The 16,657-nt window shown below is 60.0% G+C and carries 20 protein-coding genes; 18 read left to right on the top strand and 2 right to left on the bottom strand.

From position 1 onward, the window contains the following. Positions 1–172: 172 nt before the first annotated feature. The 8 genes from ACWJKU_RS18480 to ACWJKU_RS18445 all read left to right on the top strand — a co-directional run bounded on the left by ACWJKU_RS18480 (position 173) and on the right by ACWJKU_RS18445 (position 8,435). Entirely contained in the window at positions 173–1,801 is a 1,629-nt protein-coding gene (locus ACWJKU_RS18480) for a site-specific DNA-methyltransferase (protein ID WP_454144740.1), read from the top strand. Between the two features lies 1 nt (position 1,802). After that, positions 1,803–2,060 carry a DUF4160 domain-containing protein gene (locus tag ACWJKU_RS18475; RefSeq protein ID WP_454144738.1) on the top strand — a complete coding sequence of 86 codons (258 nt, stop codon included), beginning with the start codon at positions 1,803–1,805 and terminating at the stop codon, positions 2,058–2,060. Between the two features lie 5 nt (positions 2,061–2,065). Continuing rightward, positions 2,066–2,359, top strand: a complete 294-nt coding sequence (locus ACWJKU_RS18470) for a DUF2442 domain-containing protein (protein ID WP_454144736.1) — start codon at positions 2,066–2,068, stop codon at positions 2,357–2,359. A 5-nt stretch (positions 2,360–2,364) separates the two neighbouring features. Next, positions 2,365–5,055 (top strand): DEAD/DEAH box helicase, encoded by a 2,691-nt coding sequence (locus tag ACWJKU_RS18465; protein ID WP_454144734.1) that lies wholly within the window; start codon positions 2,365–2,367, stop codon positions 5,053–5,055. Positions 5,056–5,364: 309 nt separating this feature from the next. Next, positions 5,365–5,829 carry a virulence RhuM family protein gene (locus ACWJKU_RS18460; RefSeq protein ID WP_454144732.1) on the top strand — a complete coding sequence of 155 codons (465 nt, stop codon included), beginning with the start codon at positions 5,365–5,367 and terminating at the stop codon, positions 5,827–5,829. A 36-nt stretch (positions 5,830–5,865) separates the two neighbouring features. Further along, positions 5,866–6,273, top strand: a complete 408-nt coding sequence (locus ACWJKU_RS18455; protein ID WP_454144730.1) for an ACT domain-containing protein — start codon at positions 5,866–5,868, stop codon at positions 6,271–6,273. Positions 6,274–6,276: 3 nt separating this feature from the next. Continuing rightward, positions 6,277–7,461, top strand: coding sequence for a hypothetical protein (locus ACWJKU_RS18450; protein ID WP_454144728.1), 1,185 nt, complete (start codon positions 6,277–6,279; stop codon positions 7,459–7,461). A gap of 23 nt (positions 7,462–7,484) precedes the next feature. Next, the gene (locus ACWJKU_RS18445) at positions 7,485–8,435 is read left to right on the top strand and encodes an acetylxylan esterase (RefSeq protein ID WP_454144726.1); all 951 of its coding nucleotides are present in this window, start codon (positions 7,485–7,487) and stop codon (positions 8,433–8,435) included. 174 nt (positions 8,436–8,609) lie between these two features. On the opposite strand, the gene rpmG is transcribed toward ACWJKU_RS18445, so the two are convergent. Both rpmG and rpmB read right to left on the bottom strand, forming a co-directional pair. Further along, positions 8,610–8,765: a 50S ribosomal protein L33 gene (rpmG, locus tag ACWJKU_RS18440; RefSeq protein WP_454144724.1), complete on the bottom strand. Its 156-nt coding sequence runs from the start codon at positions 8,763–8,765 to the stop codon at positions 8,610–8,612. 14 nt (positions 8,766–8,779) lie between these two features. Continuing rightward, positions 8,780–9,016 carry a 50S ribosomal protein L28 gene (gene rpmB / locus ACWJKU_RS18435; RefSeq protein WP_454144722.1) on the bottom strand — a complete coding sequence of 79 codons (237 nt, stop codon included), beginning with the start codon at positions 9,014–9,016 and terminating at the stop codon, positions 8,780–8,782. A 102-nt stretch (positions 9,017–9,118) separates the two neighbouring features. Here rpmB and gshB point away from each other — a divergent pair, with 102 nt between their 5' ends. The 10 genes from gshB to ACWJKU_RS18385 all read left to right on the top strand — a co-directional run bounded on the left by gshB (position 9,119) and on the right by ACWJKU_RS18385 (position 16,657). Beyond that, the gene (gene gshB, locus ACWJKU_RS18430) at positions 9,119–10,069 is read left to right on the top strand and encodes a glutathione synthase (RefSeq protein WP_454144720.1); all 951 of its coding nucleotides are present in this window, start codon (positions 9,119–9,121) and stop codon (positions 10,067–10,069) included. Positions 10,070–10,081: 12 nt separating this feature from the next. Then, positions 10,082–10,933 (top strand): energy transducer TonB, encoded by an 852-nt coding sequence (locus ACWJKU_RS18425; protein ID WP_454144718.1) that lies wholly within the window; start codon positions 10,082–10,084, stop codon positions 10,931–10,933. A gap of 293 nt (positions 10,934–11,226) precedes the next feature. After that, on the top strand, positions 11,227–11,832 hold the full coding sequence (locus ACWJKU_RS18420; protein ID WP_454144716.1) for a type IV pilus assembly protein FimV: 606 nt from the start codon (positions 11,227–11,229) through the stop codon (positions 11,830–11,832). Continuing rightward, positions 11,829–13,019 carry a hypothetical protein gene (locus ACWJKU_RS18415; RefSeq protein WP_454144714.1) on the top strand — a complete coding sequence of 397 codons (1,191 nt, stop codon included), beginning with the start codon at positions 11,829–11,831 and terminating at the stop codon, positions 13,017–13,019. Before ACWJKU_RS18420 ends, ACWJKU_RS18415 begins: the two co-directional genes overlap by 4 nt. An 18-nt stretch (positions 13,020–13,037) precedes the next feature. Continuing rightward, positions 13,038–13,580 (top strand): GTP-binding protein, encoded by a 543-nt coding sequence (locus ACWJKU_RS18410; protein ID WP_454144712.1) that lies wholly within the window; start codon positions 13,038–13,040, stop codon positions 13,578–13,580. Next, complete coding sequence (locus tag ACWJKU_RS18405; RefSeq protein ID WP_454144711.1) at positions 13,577–14,221, top strand: hypothetical protein; 645 nt, start codon at positions 13,577–13,579, stop codon at positions 14,219–14,221. The genes ACWJKU_RS18410 and ACWJKU_RS18405 overlap by 4 nt, the downstream gene beginning before the upstream one ends. Positions 14,222–14,283: 62 nt before the next feature. Next, the gene (locus ACWJKU_RS18400; protein ID WP_454144709.1) at positions 14,284–14,646 is read left to right on the top strand and encodes a roadblock/LC7 domain-containing protein; all 363 of its coding nucleotides are present in this window, start codon (positions 14,284–14,286) and stop codon (positions 14,644–14,646) included. A gap of 40 nt (positions 14,647–14,686) precedes the next feature. Next, positions 14,687–15,160 (top strand): PAS domain-containing protein, encoded by a 474-nt coding sequence (locus ACWJKU_RS18395; RefSeq protein WP_454144707.1) that lies wholly within the window; start codon positions 14,687–14,689, stop codon positions 15,158–15,160. A gap of 28 nt (positions 15,161–15,188) precedes the next feature. Further along, positions 15,189–15,935, top strand: a complete 747-nt coding sequence (locus ACWJKU_RS18390; protein ID WP_454144705.1) for a phosphate/phosphite/phosphonate ABC transporter substrate-binding protein — start codon at positions 15,189–15,191, stop codon at positions 15,933–15,935. A 155-nt stretch (positions 15,936–16,090) separates the two neighbouring features. Further along, positions 16,091–16,657, top strand: a complete 567-nt coding sequence (locus ACWJKU_RS18385) for a YqgE/AlgH family protein (RefSeq protein WP_454144703.1) — start codon at positions 16,091–16,093, stop codon at positions 16,655–16,657.

Here is a 16,657-nt window from a genome sequence, read left to right as displayed (position 1 = left end):
GCCGCCGAGACCGTCGATTTCAAACACTCCTTCGCCACTCGCGCCCGGACTCTACGTTTTCAACTGCTGGCATGGCAAGCAAGGCCGTGGCGTCGGTCTGATGGCCGAGATCGGTGCATCGTTAATCCCTTCGAATCAGCACTAACCAAAAGACTAAAGATCAGGATCGCGGATGCCCACTCTGAACTGGATCGGCAAAGAAGCCGTCGTCAAACATCATAAAGAAGTGCCGTTCCGGCTCTTGGAGCCGGTGCCGGATCTTTCCTGCCCGCCTCTCTCGTCGAAAGAGGAGCCGGGGGTGCAGGAAAGCGGCAACTTGATCGTCCAGGGCGACAATCTGCACGCGCTCAAGGCCCTGCTGCCGCGCTACGCCGGTCAGGTCAAGTGCATCTACATCGATCCGCCGTACAACACCGGCAACGAGAGCTGGGTTTACAACGACAACGTCAACAGTCCGGAAATCCGTCGCTGGCTGGGCGAGGTCGTCGGCAAGGAAGGCGAGACCCTGGACCGGCACGACCGTTGGCTGTGCATGATGTATCCGCGGCTAGTGTTGCTGAAGCAGTTTTTGCGGGAGGATGGGGCGATATTCGTGTCTATCGACGACAACGAAGTAGCGACGCTGCGATTGTTGATGGATGAAATTTTCGGAGCGAAAAACGTCATTGCAACGGTGCTGTGGCAAAAGATCTTTTCGCCGAAGAACTCCGCTCGTCATTTCTCCGAAGATCACGATTACATTGTGGTTTACGCACTCAACGCCGATGTATGGAACCCAAACCTTTTGCCACGCAACGAAGGTGTTGATGCACGTTATAAAGACACTGGTGATCCACGAGGGCCATGGACTTCCAGCGATCTTACCGCCCGTAACTACTACAGCTTGGGAACGTATTCGGTCATTTCACCGTCTGGCCGGATTATCGAGGGACCGCCACAAGGGCGTTACTGGACTATTTCCAAGGAATCTTTCGATGCACTGGATCGAGAAGGCCGCATTTGGTGGGGGGAAAAGGGGAATAACATGCCTCGTTTGAAACGCTATCTCAGCGACGTAAAGGAAGGCATCGTTCCTCAAACCATGTGGTTCTACAAAGATGTCGGCCACACTCAGGAAGCGAAAAAGGAACTGCTGGAACTGGTCGAGTTCGAAAGCTCAGACAACGTATTCATTACCCCCAAACCCACCCGCCTCATCCAGCGCATCCTACAAATCGCCACCGACAAGGATTCGCTCGTTCTCGACTCCTTCGCCGGGTCCGGCACTACCGGCCATGCCGTACTCAAGCAAAACGCGGCGGACGGCGGCAATCGCCGTTTCATCCTCGTGGAAATGGACGATGGCATCGCCCGGAACGTGACCGCGGAAAGGATCAAGCGCGTCGCATCCGGCTATACCAGCGCCAAAGGCAACAAGGCCGAGGGACTCCGCGGCGGATTCCAGTTCTGCCGCCTTTCCGCCGAACCCCTGTTCGCCGCCGACGGCCAGATCCGCTCCGACGTCGCGTTCGCCCAGCTCGCCGAATTCGTCTGGTTCGCCGAAACCGGCAGCGGCTACGCCGGCCAAGCCGATTCGCCCTTGCTGGGCGTGCACGAGGGCCGGGCAATCTATCTGCTCTACAACGGCATTCTCAAGGACAAATCGGCGACGGGCGGCAACGTGCTGACCGGCCCGGTGTTCGACCTCTTGCCCCGATTCGGCGGCCCCAAGGTAATCTATGCCGCCGCCAACCGGATGGGAGCGCGTACCATGCGCGAAGGCATCGTTTTCAAGCAAACTCCTTATGCGCTGGAGGTGTGAAATGCCGGTAATCAGCCGTTTTCTGGGCATTGTCATCACCATGTTGTGGAACGACCATGCTCTGCCGCATTTTCATGCCAAATACGGAGAATATGAAATCACGGTGGATATTCTTACCGGCGTCGTGCGCGGGGCGTTTCCAAAGCGCGCTTTGCGTCTGGTTTTGGAATGGTATGAGTTGCATCGTGATGAGTTACTGATTGATTGGGAATTGTGCCGTCGCGCGGAAATGCCCAATCCGATCGATCCGCTGGAGTAAATGCCATGTTCTTGCACGTAACGAAAGTCGAATATCTGCACGACTATGCCATTCGCGTCACCTTCAACGACGGACGCCGGGGAGAGGCCGACCTCGAGGACGCGCTTCGCGGACCGGTATTCGAGCCCTTGAAAGACAAGATCTTGTTTTCGCAAGTATCGGTCGATCCCGAGCTGGAAACCGTCGTTTGGCCCAACGGCGCGGACCTTGCGCCCGAATTTCTTTATTTCAAGGCTTTTCACGATGACCCCGCCTTGGCCAAGCAATTCGAGGAGTGGGGATATAGCGCGGGCGACTAAACGCAATGACGGCTTTTTCTTCCAAAACTTATCAGTCGCAGGTGCTCGAAAGCGTCGAGGCGTATTTCAGAGCCTGCCACGAACTCCCCAGCCCTTCGGTGGCGTTCAACGCCGTCACGGAAAGACTCTGGGGCCGAGGCCTGGCCTACAACCCGCTGTCGGGCTTTCCGCCGGACATGCCCTATTTCTGTCTGCGCGTGCCGACCGGCGGCGGCAAGACCTGGCTGGCGGCCAAAAGCGTGCAACGGGTCAATACCCATCTGCTGCGCGTCGAGCACAGCGTGATTCTGTGGCTGGTGCCGTCCAAGCCGATCCGCGAACAGACGTTGCGCGCCCTGAAGGCCCGCAAGCACCCCTACCATGCCGCGCTGAGGGAAGCCGGCCCAGTCACGGTGATGGACCTCGAGGAAGCCAAGAGCGTAACCCGCGCCACGCTGGATACCTCGACGGCGGTGATCGTCGCCACCCGCCAGGCCTTCCAGGTGGAGGCGGAAGAATGCCGCAAGGTGTATCAGTCCAGCGGAGCGCTGATGCATCACTTCGACAATCTTTCGCCGGTGCAGCGGGACGAGCTTCTGAGAGAGGGCCAGGGAACCGAGCAAACCGTGCCCTATTCGCTGGCCAACGTGCTGCGCCTGCGCCGTCCTTTCGTCATCGTCGACGAAGCCCACAACAGCCGCACCGAACTGGCTTTCGACATGCTGGCGCGGTTTCGGCCCAGCGGGGTGATGGAGCTGACGGCCACGCCCGATACCGAGCGGACGCCGTCCAACGTACTGCACAGCGTTTCCGCCGCCGAGCTGAAAGCGGAGGAAATGATCAAGCTGCCGGTAGTGCTGGAAACCGAGCCCAACTGGCAACAGTGCCTGGCGGACGCTATCGGCCGCCGCGACGCATTGCACAAACTGGCCGACGACGAGCGCCGAACCGGTGCCGATTACCTTCGACCGATCGTGCTGATTCAGGCCGAACCCCGCCGCAGCGGCGTGGAGACGCTGGACGTGGAGCGGGTGCGCCATGAACTGATCGCCAATCACCGGATTCCGGCCGACGAAATCGCGGTCGCCACCGGGGAGGAGAAAGGTCTGGAGAAGATCGAAGCGGAACATAAGCTCGGTATCGCCGATCCCGCTTGCCCGGTGAAGTTCGTCATCACCCAGAAGGCGCTGGCCGAAGGCTGGGATTGCCCGTTCGCCTATATTCTGGTGAGCATGGCTTCGCTCCATTCGGCTACAGCGGTAGAACAGTTGCTGGGGCGGGTGCTTCGCCAACCCGGAGCCAGCCATCGGCAGAATCGATTGCTCAACCAGTCCTATGCCTTCGTGGTATCGCGCAATTTCGCCGAGACGGCCGCCGCATTGCGGGACCGGCTGGTAACCGGGGCCGGCTTCGAGCGGCGCGAAGTCGCTGAGTTCGTCACCGCGGCGAAACCCGAACAGGCGCGGCTCGACCTGGATGGGCACTCCGGACGTATCGTAGTCCGGCCCGTCGCGATCACTTTGCCCGAAAAACCCGATCTCAAGAGCGTACCCAAGCCGGTGCGGGACAAGGTGAGTTGGGATGGCCGGCTCAACACTCTGACCATCAAGACCCCGCTGACCGAGGCAGAAACCGAAGACCTGAAAGCGGCAGTCACAACGGAAACCGCCGTGGCCGCCATCGAGCAGGCCGCCGAAACGAGCCGCACCACCGCCGTGGAATTTTTCCAGACTCCGGCCGAGCTGGGGGAGCGCTTTCGCGTGCCGCAACTGGCCTTATGGGTCCAAGGCGAGCTGCAACTGTTCGACGATCCCGAGGTGCTGGAGTATCCGTGGGACCTGGCGACTTACGATGCCGCGCCGACCGCCGAGGATATCGCTGCACTCGGGGCTGGCCTCCAGGTCTCGGAAGGCGGCGAGATCGATATCGATGAAACCTCGGGTCGGGTAGTCTCCCGCTTCTTGCCGGAATTACAGCGCGATCTGGGCCTGGTCTATCAGCCGGAACACTGGGATGAAGTGCGGTTGGCCACGTGGCTGTGCAATAACCTGCCCGAGCCGTCGCTGACGCATGCCAGCAAACAGGCTTTCGTCGCGGCTTGGATCACGAAGTTGCTGGAACGCGAAGGTTTTACGCTGGCTCGCGCCAACTTACAAAAGTATTTGATCCGAGACCTGATCGAAGCGCGCATTCGCCGTTTGCGTACCAAAGCTATCGGCAGCGCCTACCAACAAACTTTGTTCGGCGAAAACCAAGCCGAGCGCGTGGTCGTAAGCGATCAGTACGCCTTCGAATTTCACCCGCAAGCCTACACACCGAGCCGAGACTACGACGGACGTTTCGGCTACTTCGAATTCCGCAGGCACTTCTACGGCCGGATCGGCGATTTCGACAGCAAGGAAGAGTTCGAGTGCGCCTGCTGGCTCGACACTCAGGCGCAAAAAGAACGAATTCGGTACTGGGTGCGCAATCTGGTGAGACGAGAGGGATGTTCGTTCTTTCTGCAGAAGGCCGATGGCCGGTTTTATCCGGACTTTCTCTGCCGATTGCCGAACGACGTCGTGCTCGCGGTGGAATACAAAGGCGCAGACCGCTGGCCGAGTGCCGAGGACGACCGGCTGATCGGCGGGCTCTGGGCTTCGCTCTCGGATAGCCGGTGCCGTTTCGTGATGGTCAAAGACAAACGTTGGGATTGGATCGAAAACCGGCTGCAATGATTGCGCCTCGCATAATTTATTGCACGAATTCGCTTGCCGTACCCGTCGCACGCGCGGCTTCTTCAGTAGCGGGGTAGTGCCGGAACTAGTGTTTGAGCAGACCGGGCATGCTAGACAGCGTGCGATAGGCCGTGGCTCAAACTTTGGAGTGCACGAAGCGCATTAGGACGATATGCCGTTTCTGGCATCACAACACCGCGATTGCGGTGGGCGATGATGCCCCCAAGTCGTTGCAGCCCAAGACCAAGTGAAGAAGTAAAAGGGCTCGTGCTTTTTTCAAAACGACCCTCAACTCGCGAGATTGGTGCCATGACTCAGCCGGAGATATCTGTCGGCGAATTCCCCCTCTACGAAACCGAGGACGGCCGTACCCGCGTCGAATGCCGCTTCGCCGACGACACGCTGTGGCTGACTCAAGCTCTGATGGCGGAGTTGTTTCAGGTCAAGGCTCCAACGATCAACGAACATTTGAAGACGCTTTATGCCGAAGGGGAATTGTTGCCGGAGGCAACTATTAGGAAATTCCTAATAGTTCGCCAGGAAGGCAACCGCACGGTCAGCCGCAACCTCGACGCCATTCTTGCCGTGGGCTGCCGGGTGCGCTCGGTGCGCGGCACGCCGTTCCGCCGCTGGGCGACGGAACGGCTGCGGGAATATTTAGTGAAGGGCTTCACGCTGGATGACGAGCGGCTGAAGAATCTACCCGTCGCGGGTTGTGGCCGGTTCTTTCCGCTCCCGAAACTTCGACCCACGTGGAGTACTCCGGAAAGCTGATATGCTTCGTTTAACGCCTTTCCATCGGAACGAGTCATGGACTTCACCATTCAGCGTCAACTCTCCATAGCGATCGAGAACAAGCCCGGCCGCCTCGCCGCCGTCGGCCGCCTGATGGCGGGGCACGGGATCAACATCAAGGACATTTGCGTGGTGGACAACGTCGAGCAGGGCATGATCCGCCTGATCACCAGCGATCCTTCCGGCTGCAAGGCGCTGTTGTCGAGCGAAGGCCATGTCGCGGTGGAGGCCGATGTATTGGTGCTGATACTGAAGGATCGGCCGGGCCAGTTGGAAGCCGTTTGCAGCGCGCTGAACGAAGCCGGAATCAACATCGATTACGCCTACGGCAGCGACGATGCCCGCGAGGAGGAGATGCGGCTGATCATCAAGGTGTCCAATCTCAAGAAAGCAGCCGAAGTCATCTCGAATTTGGAGGGATGAGACATGGCGTCAGCAAAGGCCGGCCGCGCGGGCATTCTGCCGGCCGGCGCCCTCGGGGTGAGTTTTTTCTACCACCTCACGCAGCGAGCCCGGAAGATCGACGGCGACGTTTATTTTCTGGAACGCGCCGGCTCGGCCAGCGCGAAGGCGCTGAGGCAGCGCGGGGAGATTTCGATTGCCGACGAGGAAGGCCTGCACCGTGTTCCGACGGCCGGAATCCTGAAGCCCGATCTTCTGGCCTGCTATGAAGAAAACAGTCTGCCCGACGTTCTTCTGGTCTGCCTGAATCCCGATCAACTGACCGGCGTGATGGGCAATTTGGTGGAGCTTCTGGAGCACATTCACCAAAAACGACGGTTGGACACCGCGGCCTTGCCGTTTCCGCTGGTGATGCTCTGCTCGAACGGCATTTATTATCAGCGGCTGCGTTCGTGGTTCGTCGAAAAACTCGAGGAATCGGTTTTGTTCGGCCGGCTTCCCGAGCTTTGGCCCGATCTCATGGCCGTGATCGTGGGCCGCCTGCTCCGCGGAGTGACTTTGCAAACCGGCGTACGGGACGGGTCCGGCGCTACCACCGTGTATCGGCCCGGACCGCCCGCCGTCACTTATGTGAGCGGCGGGAACGAAGCGATCCGCCGGCGCTGCTGCCGGATTCTGCAGAAACATGGCGGCAGGTTCGAACAAACGGTCCACGGCTCGGCCACCCGGCTGGAATTCGACAAGGCCATGCTCAATCTCGCCACCAACTCGCTGGGCCAGCTCTATGCCATCGACGACCGCGGCCGCTTCGCGGCCTTGGCCATCGGGGACATGATCGGCCCGGAACGCCGGGCGGCGATTCGCGAGCTTTTTTGGCATGTATTCCAGACCGGCCTGGCGCTAAAGGTATATGGGGCGGAGGAGAGCTTCGAGGATATCTACGCACAGCGCATGGAAAATCTCCGCCTGCACGAGACGCACGTTCCCTCGAGCCTGCAATGGGTCGCGCTGAGATACCGGCAAGGCGCTTTGGAACCCAAGTTGTCGCCCACCGAAGCCTGGCTTCTGGATCCTCTCGTTCGCTTCGCCCGCGGCGCGGGTCTGGACGATGCGGCGCATTATTTCGAGGATCTCAAGAAGAGATTGCTGCGCAAGCTCGAACTCGCCGCGGACGCCTGCCGCAATCGGGACGGCCGGACCGCCCGCTGATTCGGGATTATTCTGGAGAACCGGTGATTTCCGCCAAACTTCCGTTCGACCCCGGCTACGGCTACACCCTGGAATCGCTGCTCCGCGTCGGCTGGCCGGAAGAGCCCGGCGATTTCGTCGAATTTTGGGAGTCCCGTTACCGGAACACGCTCGGAATCGACCCGAATCCCGAACTGAGCCGTTGCAAGGACAGTCATCCGGACTTCGATGTCCACGATGTCCGCTATCGATCGACCGACGATTTCATCATAGGAGGCTGGCTGCTGAGCCCCAGGCGCGGACCGGTTCGGCGCGCACTGGTGGTGGGCCACGGCTACGGCGGCCGGGACGCTCCGGATTTCGACCTTCCGGTCGACGAGGCCGCGGTTTTGTTTCCCTGCTTCCGCGGCCTTTCCTCGAGCCGCGATCCGCGCGTTCCGGACAATCCCGCCCGCCATGTGCTGCACGGCATCGACCGGCGCGATCGTTACATCCTAGGCGGTTGCGTCGAGGATTTGTGGCTGGCGGTCTCGACGCTGCTGAGCGTCTTTCCGCAAATCGAGGGCCATATCGGCTACTCAGGGATCAGCTTCGGCGGCGGCATCGGCGCTCTGGCCCTGTCGTGGGACCCGCGCATCCGCATCGCCCATCTGAACGTTCCGACCTTCGGCCATCATCCTCTGCGGCTTGCCCTGCCGACGCTGGGAAGCGGGGAAGCCGTCCGGCGATATGAACGCCGTCACGGATCCGTGCTGGAAACCTTGCGCTATTACGACGCCGCCTGTGCCGCGCGGCACATCCGGATTCCCGTCCACGTCGCGGCGGCCTTGTCCGACCCGTTCGTCGCGCCGCCCGGCCAGTTCGCCATCTACAACGCGCTGGCGGGACCGAAACGCTTGTTCGTGCTTCGAGCCGGGCATTCCGATTATCCGGAACGGCTCGAAGAAGAGCGGGCGTTGCTGATGGATCTGGAGGCTTTTTTCGAACCACTCTGAGCGAGAATGCCGCCCGGGGCGAAGCGTGGGCTCGGTTTATTCCGCCGAGCGGATGGAGGAGCTCGAGTTAAGCCGAATCGGGGGAGCGGGTCGGCGGCCTCGGCTTATCGGATGGCCGGGCGATGAGCCGGATCACGGATATCGTTCGGGTCCGCGACCCGGGCAAATCACGGATTATTTGATTTTCGCTTCCTTGTACAGAACATGCTTGCGGACGACGGGATCGTATTTTTTGATCTCCATCTTTTCCGGCATATTCCGCTTGTTCTTGGTGGTCGTATAGAAATGGCCGGTGCCGGCGCTCGATACCAATTTGATTTTGTCGCGCATGGTTCAGACCTCGATTAGACTTTTTCGCCGCGCTTGCGGATATCCGCCAAAACGGCATCGATACCTTTCTTGTCGATGATGCGCATTCCCTGGCTGGAAACGCGAAGGCTTACCCAACGGTTCTCGCTTTCGACCCAAAAACGATGGTCGTGCAAATTCGGATTGAACAGGCGCTTCGTCTTGTTATTAGCGTGCGAGACGTTATGGCCTACAATACGGCGCTTGCCCGTCACCTGGCATACTCTGGACATGGTTAACCTCTAACTCGCCTAGCTGGAACGGAAAACTACGCTTTATAAATGATTCGCGGTTTTTAAGTCAAGCCGCGCTTGTTCTATCACGGAAAAAACGCTATGAGTCTAAAGCTCGGGATCGTCATGGATCCCATCGGCAAAATCAAAATCCACAAGGACACCAGTTTCGCCATGTTGCTGGAGGCCCAGTCGCGAGGCTACGAACTCTTTTACATGGAGCTCAACGATCTTTACTTGCGGGACGGGCGCACCTACGCGCGGATGCGGCATTTGAGCGTGGAGCGCAACGAGTTGTCCTGGTTCGGCTTTCACGGCGAGACGGAAGCGCCGCTGGACTCCCTGGACGTGGTACTGATGCGCAAAGACCCGCCTTTCGACCAGGAATACATCTACGCCACCTATCTCCTGGAATGCGCGGAAAACCAGGGGCTTTACGTCGTCAACAAGCCGCGTTCCCTGCGCGACGCCAACGAAAAGCTCTTTACCGCCTGGTTTCCGCAATGCTGCCCGCCGACCCTGGTGGCCCGGGAAGGACATAAGATCCGTGAATTCCTGCGCGAACAGGGCGAAATCATCCTGAAACCCCTGGACGGCATGGGCGGCGCCTCGATCTTCCGCATCGCGGAAAACGATCCCAACCTGAGCGTCATCCTGGAAACCATGACCCGGCACGACTCGCGCTTCGTCATGGCGCAGCGCTATCTGCCAGAGATCGTCGACGGCGACAAGCGCATCCTGGTGGTCAACGGCGAGGCGGTTCCTTACGCTCTGGCCCGTATCCCGGCACTGGGCGAGAGCCGCGGGAATCTCGCCGCCGGAGGGCGCGCCGAGGGACGCGAACTGACGCAAAGGGACCGCTGGATCGCGGAGCAGGTGGGCCCGACGCTTCGGGAAAGAGGATTGGTCTTCGTGGGTCTGGACGTGATCGGTAACTATCTGACCGAAGTGAACGTGACCAGCCCGACCTGCGTGCAGGAACTGGATACGCTGTTCGGCTTGAACATCAGCGCGTTGCTGATGAATCATATCGAGTCCGTTGTTCGGGCCTAGTGAAGGCGACTCATGAGTACCGATAGGTTTTTTTCCGACCGTTTCCTGCTATCCCTGGTTCTCGCCGGCATCGCGCACGCCGTTCTCATTCTGGGCGTCAGTTTCCAAATGCCCAAACAGCCCGAAATCAAGAAATCCTTGACCATCGCCCTGGTGCGAAATCCTTCTCGGACAGCGCCGGAAAAAGCCGATTTTCTCGCTCCGGACAACCAGATCGGCAGCGGCACCCACACCGAAAAGGCGATTCCGAGGAGCGAACCCGCGCCGCAGGAAGGCCCGGGCCGGCAAACCGAACATGCGCCCAATCCCGCGCATGTCCGGGAAGCCAAGCTCAAACACGTGCTGACACAGCAAAAATCCGAAAAGAAGATCGTCGTCGACCAGGGCGCGGAGATACAGCCGGAACCGCAGCCGGTAAAGCTCACGGCCGCGGCGCTCAGCCAGCAGATTGCCGAATTGAGCGCCGAACTGAACAAATCCCGGGAAGAATACGCCCGCCGCCCCAAACTGGTTTACATCAACTCGGTGAACGCCCACAAATACAAGGCGGCCGCTTACGAGAAAGCCTGGCAGGAAAAGATCGAACGCATCGGCAACCTCAACTACCCCGACGAGGCCCGCCGCCGAAATCTGTCCGGCAGCCTGCTCCTGAGCGTCGGCATCAAGCCGGACGGGACCGTATACAGCGTGAAAGTCCGATACTCGTCCGGTCATCAGGTTTTGGACGACGCCGCGATGAACATCATACGGCTTGCGGCTCCGTTCGCGCCTTTCCCCCCGGAACTGAAACAAGAAGCGGACGTTTTGATCATTACGCGCACCTGGCGGTTCGAAAACAACCACCGTCTGGAAACGGGTCCCTGACTCCCGCTCGCACCTTCGCAACCTCCCCGGCCGCAGCCTGGCCTTCCTTGAAAAACCAACTATTCTTGATGAGGCATCCAGCCGGTTCGCCTGGGTCCGCCGGCTTTATCCAGTATCAGCCGTTTCATCAAAAAGCATTGATGGCCGATTATCTCTCCCAAGATCAGCGACCGGCTTCGCCGCATTGCGACGAGACGGCGCACGGCCTTGAGCCAAAACACTTTACCGAACCGACTTTTCTGATCGAGAACTCTCCGGCACTCGCCCCGCAATGCCCCGGCATGGAAAACGAAATGGCAGATTATTTAGCCCACGCCGTCGCAGCCGCACCCGGCAACTTGCTGCGCCACACTCAGCGGGTATTCCACCACTACGGTCAAAACGACCAGGACGGCTTGTACGCCGCGCTGCTGGATCTCTTCATCGCCCTGGGACACAAGGGCTCCGTCCTCCGCAGGCGACTACTGAACGGTGCGCGGAACCGGCTGCGGAAAGATTGCCATACCCGCCTGGGCCGGTGGCTCAATTCCGGATGCGCGCCCGCCTGGGCCGAATTGCCTCCGATCCGGCAATCGGTGCTCTCGCCCGGGATTACCGGTTCATTGAATCTGGTCCGGGTGTCGGTCAAGCCTCGGCTCGAAAGGCGAGACCCGCTTCTGGAAGCCAGGGAATACATCGAGTACAGCCAGCTCGACCAGGCACGAGCGGCGTTGGAAGAAGCCTTGTCCCGACAGCCGGAGCGGGCCGAGTTGCATGAGGAGCTCCTGCATCTGTACCGGGCGACGGAGGATCTCGACGGTTTCTTGAGCACTCGCGAAAAGCTTCAACAGGTCGTGGACTCCCTGCCGGCGATTTGGGACGACTGCGAACGATATCTGCGAAAGGAACGTACCCCATGACCGATTTAGCCATGGCGCCATTACGATTGGCGGTTCTAGGCATGGACGAGCGAACCGTGAAGCTGTTCAAAATGTTTTTGCACGGCCCCGGCCGGGAGCAGGCCGTTCTCGTCGATGACGAAGAAGAGGCGGAGGCCTGCGTCATCGATATGGATACGCAAAGAGCGGCCGAGCTGTTCGACAGGGAACGGCGAACCCGCCCGGACCGGGTGCTCATCCTCCTTTCCCTGGCCGATCGCTCCTCTTCATCCGAAACGATCCTGGTAAAAAAGCCCGTTCAGGGCCAAAGCCTGCTGCAGGCGATCCGGCACGCCCGGCAACTTCTGGAAAAGCGCCGATCCCGAGACACCGGAGAACGGAACGCGGAAGCCCCCCCGCCCCTAAAAACCGTGGCCGCGCCTGAAAAATCCGATGGCGCGGTGGCCAAGGTGGCCGCCTTGCTGGATGAACAGAGCTTCATGAGTTATCTGGGCGTCCGCGACGACATCGATCCGGCCGATCCCAAACAGGCCGAGACCGTCCGTTACAATCCCGGGGACTTTCTACAGGGCAGCTTCCAATCGGCGTGCGCGCTCGCGCTCTCGCGCCAGCAGGCCCTGCGGGTGGAAACGCCGTGGAAGCCGATCGTCGTGTTCCCGCAAACCCGGCGCATATGGATCGATGCCGACGAGGCGCAACTGCGCGCCGCTTGCGCGATTCCCATGAACCATCTGGCTCACATGGAAATCGGCGGATCGCGCGGGTCGGCGGCCGCCGATATGAAAGTAACGCCGATCGAGGTCCGGGAAGCCCGCCTCGATCCGGATCGGCTGATCCCGCTGGATGCGTTTCTCTGGAAAATGGCCATTTGGACGTCGAAAGGCAAGATTCCTGCCGACCTATCGCTCGAACACGAGGTGATTCTCAAATACTGGCCCAATCTGACCCGCTTCCTGCTGATCCCCCACGCGATGCGGATCGCCGCGCTGCTGCATCACGCCCCCCATACCGCATGCGGGGCGGCGCAAACCCTGGGCATACGGCAGCAGTACGTTTTCGCCTTCATCAGCGCCGCCCATGCCCTCGGACTGATCGAACAACGGCCGAAACGGCAGATTGCCCGAGCGGACGTTCAGCCGCCGGCCAAGCCGGAGCCGGAGCGTACATCCTTTCTCGGAAAAATTTTGAAACACTTGAAATTGTCTTGACGGGAGCTGGACCGAATCGTGATTCAGTACAACAAAATCATTTTCACCGGCCCCGTAGGCGCCGGGAAAACGACCGCCATAGCCTCGCTCAGCGACGTGCCGCCGGTCAAAACGGACGAACTGGCCCGCGACATGACCAAAAGCCGGAAACCCTCGACCACGGTCGCGCTCGACTACGGGATGATGACCCTGCCTGGCGGCGAGAAGATTCATTTGTACGGAACGCCGGGCCAGGAACGGTTCGACTTCATGTGGGACATCCTGACCACCGGCGGAATCGGCCTAGTGCTGTTGCTGGACAACACCCGCGCCGACCCGTTCCAGGATCTGCGCTTCTTCTTGAGCAAATTCGGCAACTTCATCGAATCCACGAGTCTGGTCATAGGCGTCACCCAGACCGATATCCGCGCGACGCCGCTCCTGTCGGACTACCACCGCCAACTGGAGGGAATCGGCCTGAATCCCCCGATCTTCGAGGTGGACGCCCGGCGCAAAAAGGATGTCTCCCTGCTGGTGCAGGCGCTGCTCTACTCCATCGATCCCGAACTGGAAGATCCATGAAGGAGTACGCGCTCGCGGAGCATCTCTATCTCCATCCCACCCCGGGCGGTGCCTACCATGCGGTCACGACCCGGGCGAACACCCCCGCCATGCAGATCATCAGAAACTTGCTGCAGATGGAGTCCAGCCCCGCGCTCACCCTCGCCGGCCTGATGGATTGGTCGAATCTCGACGATACCGAAAAGGCTTATGAGGCGCTCCATCACGCACAACAGGCGAAATGGCTGCAAGGCCTGGAAGCGCCGCTGAAATGCCCGAATCAGCCTCTTTCCGAAATTCTGCCCGAACTCCTCGGCCAGTTGAGCAGTCAGGCCAAGGTTCTGCTGGCCGACGGCCAAGGATTTTATCTCGCGACCCACGGTTTTCCCCACGAGGTCGCCGAGGAACTCTCGGCGCTCAGCGCCGATCTGGCCAATCTGCATGAGCGCCGCTCCGGACTGCTGCTCCACAATCTCGGACTCAATTCGAGCGCCTGGTCGGTGGTGGACTCGGCGGGCAACAGCAGGGTGGGATTTTGGCCGCTGTATCTGGGACACGAGCGGTTCGTGCTGGTCGCCGCCGGAATGCCGCGGTTCAACCACCCGGATTTCGTCAAGCTGATCTGGATGCTGTCCCGCCGCTACGCCGGCATGGGCGCCTGATGCAGGCAAATCAGAAATGTACTCGAATCAATCCAATCCGAAATCGCTAGCGAGGTTCAGTTATGCGCGCAAAAATGTTGACTACCATCCTCAGTGAGTTGAACGGCACATCGCCCGATATCGAGGCTTCCGGCGTCATTTCGACGGACGGCTTGATGATGGCGGCGGTATTGCCCCAAAACCTGGACGAAGATCGGGTCGGCGCCATGAGCGCGGCCATGCTGTCTCTGGGCGACCGGACCGCCCAGGAACTGTCTCGCGGCACTCTCGAACAGGTGCTCATCAAAGGCGACAGGGGATACGTGCTGATGACCTATGCCGGCAAGGAAGCGGTGCTGACCGTGATGGCCAAACCCAACGCCAAACTGGGCCTGATCTTTCTCGACGTAAAACGGGCCGCCGAAAGCGTGGCCGACCTGATCTGATCCGCGCCCGCCCGATCAACCGCTTTTTCAGGAGGCCGTCATGCAAGACATGAAGCCTGAAGACATCGTAGGAGCCTATCGCGAGCACACTCTCGTCCACTTCGACGGGACTCGCCGGAAAGTTCTGGTCACCGATATCGAATCGCCCTATCCGGACGGGCGTTTGATCGTTTCGCGCACCGATCCGGCCGGCATCATCACCCATGTCAACCAGTCCTTCGTCGAAATGGCGGGTTATCCCCGAGAAGAATTGGTCGGTGCGCCACACTGCATTCTGCGGCACCCCGACATGCCGCCGGCGGCTTTCAAGGATCTGTGGGAAACCGTACGACGCGGCGAAAAATGGCAGGGCTATGTCAAAAATCTGCGCAAGGACGGCGGTTTCTACTGGGTCAAGGCCACCGTCATCCCGAACATCCGGAACGCCCAGGTGATCGGGTACACCTCGGTCCGGCGCAAGCCGTCCCGACAGAAAATCGCCGAATGCATGCGACTCTATCCCACACTGTTTTAGCCGTCCCGGCTCCGCGAGGACCACCGCCATGCCCCATACCTTCACCGTAAGCCCGGATTTCACCCCCGAACACCTGTCCGGCTGGTTCATTTTCAATACCTGGCTGCAAAAAGCCCTGGACGAAGCGTTCCATTTGCAGCTTTACGACGATTTCCACAGTCAGCGCGAAGCGATCGAGTCCGACCGGATCGACCTGATCTACGCCAACCCTTACGACGCTGCGATGCTGGTGCGGGAAAAAGGCTTCAAGCCCCTGGTCAAACCCGAAGGCAAGGCGGACGAGACGATCATCGCGGTGAGCGCCGAACGGCCTTTTCATCGGGTGGAAGACCTGCCGGGTTCGATCAAGCTGGCGACCACCGAAGACCCCGACGTACACATGATGGGCATGATCATGCTGGAACCGGCCGACCTCGATGCATCGTCGATCGAGACCGAAATCTGCGACTCGTACGTCTTGGTCGCCAAGGAACTGCTCAAAGGCCACTGCGATGCCGGCATTTTTCTCGCGGAAGCGTTCAACGATCTGTCCTCGGTCATACGCAAACAGCTCAGAGCGCTGGTCAGCAGCCAGATTCAGGTCATCCATCACGCGCTGATGATAAGCCCGAGACTTGCGGACCGCCGCGAGCGGTTGCTCGATGCGCTGCTGGCCATGTCCGAAAACGACAAAGGCAAGAGCGTTCTCGCGGCGCTGAAAATATCCCGCTGGGAAAAAGTCGAGGACGAAGAAATGGAATTCATGATCGATCTGATGGACACTTTTGCGACCTGATCCCGGAGCCGTTGGCCGCGCCGCCGGCCCGGCCGGATTCCCGAACGGCGCCGCTCCGCCCGATCGCGCAAGCCTCTGATCCGCACACTGCAAGAAATTCGGGTTTTTCCGTGAACCGACTTGCAGCCCCGCCGGTCTACCCGGATACTATGATCATGATTGAAGCGATCGCGAACCTCACCAACAACTTTCTGATCGCCATGCCCGGGATGACGGACCCCTTTTTCGCCCGCACCGTCACCTACCTGTGCCAGCACAGCCCGGAAGGGGCATTGGGCATCATCATCAACCGCCCGTCCGAACTGACCCTGGGCGACGTGATGCAGCAAATGGACATCGACATCCGCGAGTCCTCCATAAGCCAAATTCCGGTCTACTTCGGCGGTCCGGTGCAAGCCGAGCGCGGCTTCGTTCTGCACGAAGCGGGCGGCAACTGGAATTCCACTCTGCGCGTGTCGAACTCCATCTCCCTCACCACATCCCGCGACATCCTGGAAGCCCTCAGCATCGGCGAGGGTCCGCAAAAAATCCTGGTGGCGCTCGGCTATGCCGGTTGGGGAAAGGGACAACTGGAACGGGAAATCGTCGAGAACTCCTGGCTGAACGCCCCGGCCGACGATTCCATCCTGTTCGATCATGCACCGGCCCATCGCTGGAAAGCCGCCGCCGAACTGATGGGCGTGGATATTTCACTTCTGACCTCCCAAGCGGGGCACGGCTAG

The organism is Methylocaldum sp. MU1018, from assembly GCF_053646775.1.
This window is presented reverse-complemented; position numbering and strand designations above follow the sequence as displayed.

What these genes read in the sequence shown, in the direction of transcription:
- ACWJKU_RS18390 (WP_454144705.1), top strand. Translation starts at nt 15,189, where the DNA reads ATGCCCCATACCTTCACCGTAAGCCCGGATTTCACCCCCGAACACCTG.
- ACWJKU_RS18450 (WP_454144728.1), top strand. Translation starts at nt 6,277, where the DNA reads ATGGCGTCAGCAAAGGCCGGCCGCGCGGGCATTCTGCCGGCCGGCGCC.
- ACWJKU_RS18425 (WP_454144718.1), top strand. Translation starts at nt 10,082, where the DNA reads ATGAGTACCGATAGGTTTTTTTCCGACCGTTTCCTGCTATCCCTGGTT.
- ACWJKU_RS18415 (WP_454144714.1), top strand. Translation starts at nt 11,829, where the DNA reads ATGACCGATTTAGCCATGGCGCCATTACGATTGGCGGTTCTAGGCATG.
- ACWJKU_RS18400 (WP_454144709.1), top strand. Translation starts at nt 14,284, where the DNA reads ATGCGCGCAAAAATGTTGACTACCATCCTCAGTGAGTTGAACGGCACA.
- ACWJKU_RS18470 (WP_454144736.1), top strand. Translation starts at nt 2,066, where the DNA reads ATGTTCTTGCACGTAACGAAAGTCGAATATCTGCACGACTATGCCATT.
- ACWJKU_RS18480 (WP_454144740.1), top strand. Translation starts at nt 173, where the DNA reads ATGCCCACTCTGAACTGGATCGGCAAAGAAGCCGTCGTCAAACATCAT.
- ACWJKU_RS18460 (WP_454144732.1), top strand. Translation starts at nt 5,365, where the DNA reads ATGACTCAGCCGGAGATATCTGTCGGCGAATTCCCCCTCTACGAAACC.
- ACWJKU_RS18475 (WP_454144738.1), top strand. Translation starts at nt 1,803, where the DNA reads ATGCCGGTAATCAGCCGTTTTCTGGGCATTGTCATCACCATGTTGTGG.
- ACWJKU_RS18395 (WP_454144707.1), top strand. Translation starts at nt 14,687, where the DNA reads ATGCAAGACATGAAGCCTGAAGACATCGTAGGAGCCTATCGCGAGCAC.
- ACWJKU_RS18420 (WP_454144716.1), top strand. Translation starts at nt 11,227, where the DNA reads ATGGCAGATTATTTAGCCCACGCCGTCGCAGCCGCACCCGGCAACTTG.
- rpmG (WP_454144724.1), bottom strand. Translation starts at nt 8,765, where the DNA reads ATGCGCGACAAAATCAAATTGGTATCGAGCGCCGGCACCGGCCATTTC.
- rpmB (WP_454144722.1), bottom strand. Translation starts at nt 9,016, where the DNA reads ATGTCCAGAGTATGCCAGGTGACGGGCAAGCGCCGTATTGTAGGCCAT.
- gshB (WP_454144720.1), top strand. Translation starts at nt 9,119, where the DNA reads ATGAGTCTAAAGCTCGGGATCGTCATGGATCCCATCGGCAAAATCAAA.
- ACWJKU_RS18405 (WP_454144711.1), top strand. Translation starts at nt 13,577, where the DNA reads ATGAAGGAGTACGCGCTCGCGGAGCATCTCTATCTCCATCCCACCCCG.
- ACWJKU_RS18465 (WP_454144734.1), top strand. Translation starts at nt 2,365, where the DNA reads ATGACGGCTTTTTCTTCCAAAACTTATCAGTCGCAGGTGCTCGAAAGC.
- ACWJKU_RS18455 (WP_454144730.1), top strand. Translation starts at nt 5,866, where the DNA reads ATGGACTTCACCATTCAGCGTCAACTCTCCATAGCGATCGAGAACAAG.
- ACWJKU_RS18385 (WP_454144703.1), top strand. Translation starts at nt 16,091, where the DNA reads ATGATTGAAGCGATCGCGAACCTCACCAACAACTTTCTGATCGCCATG.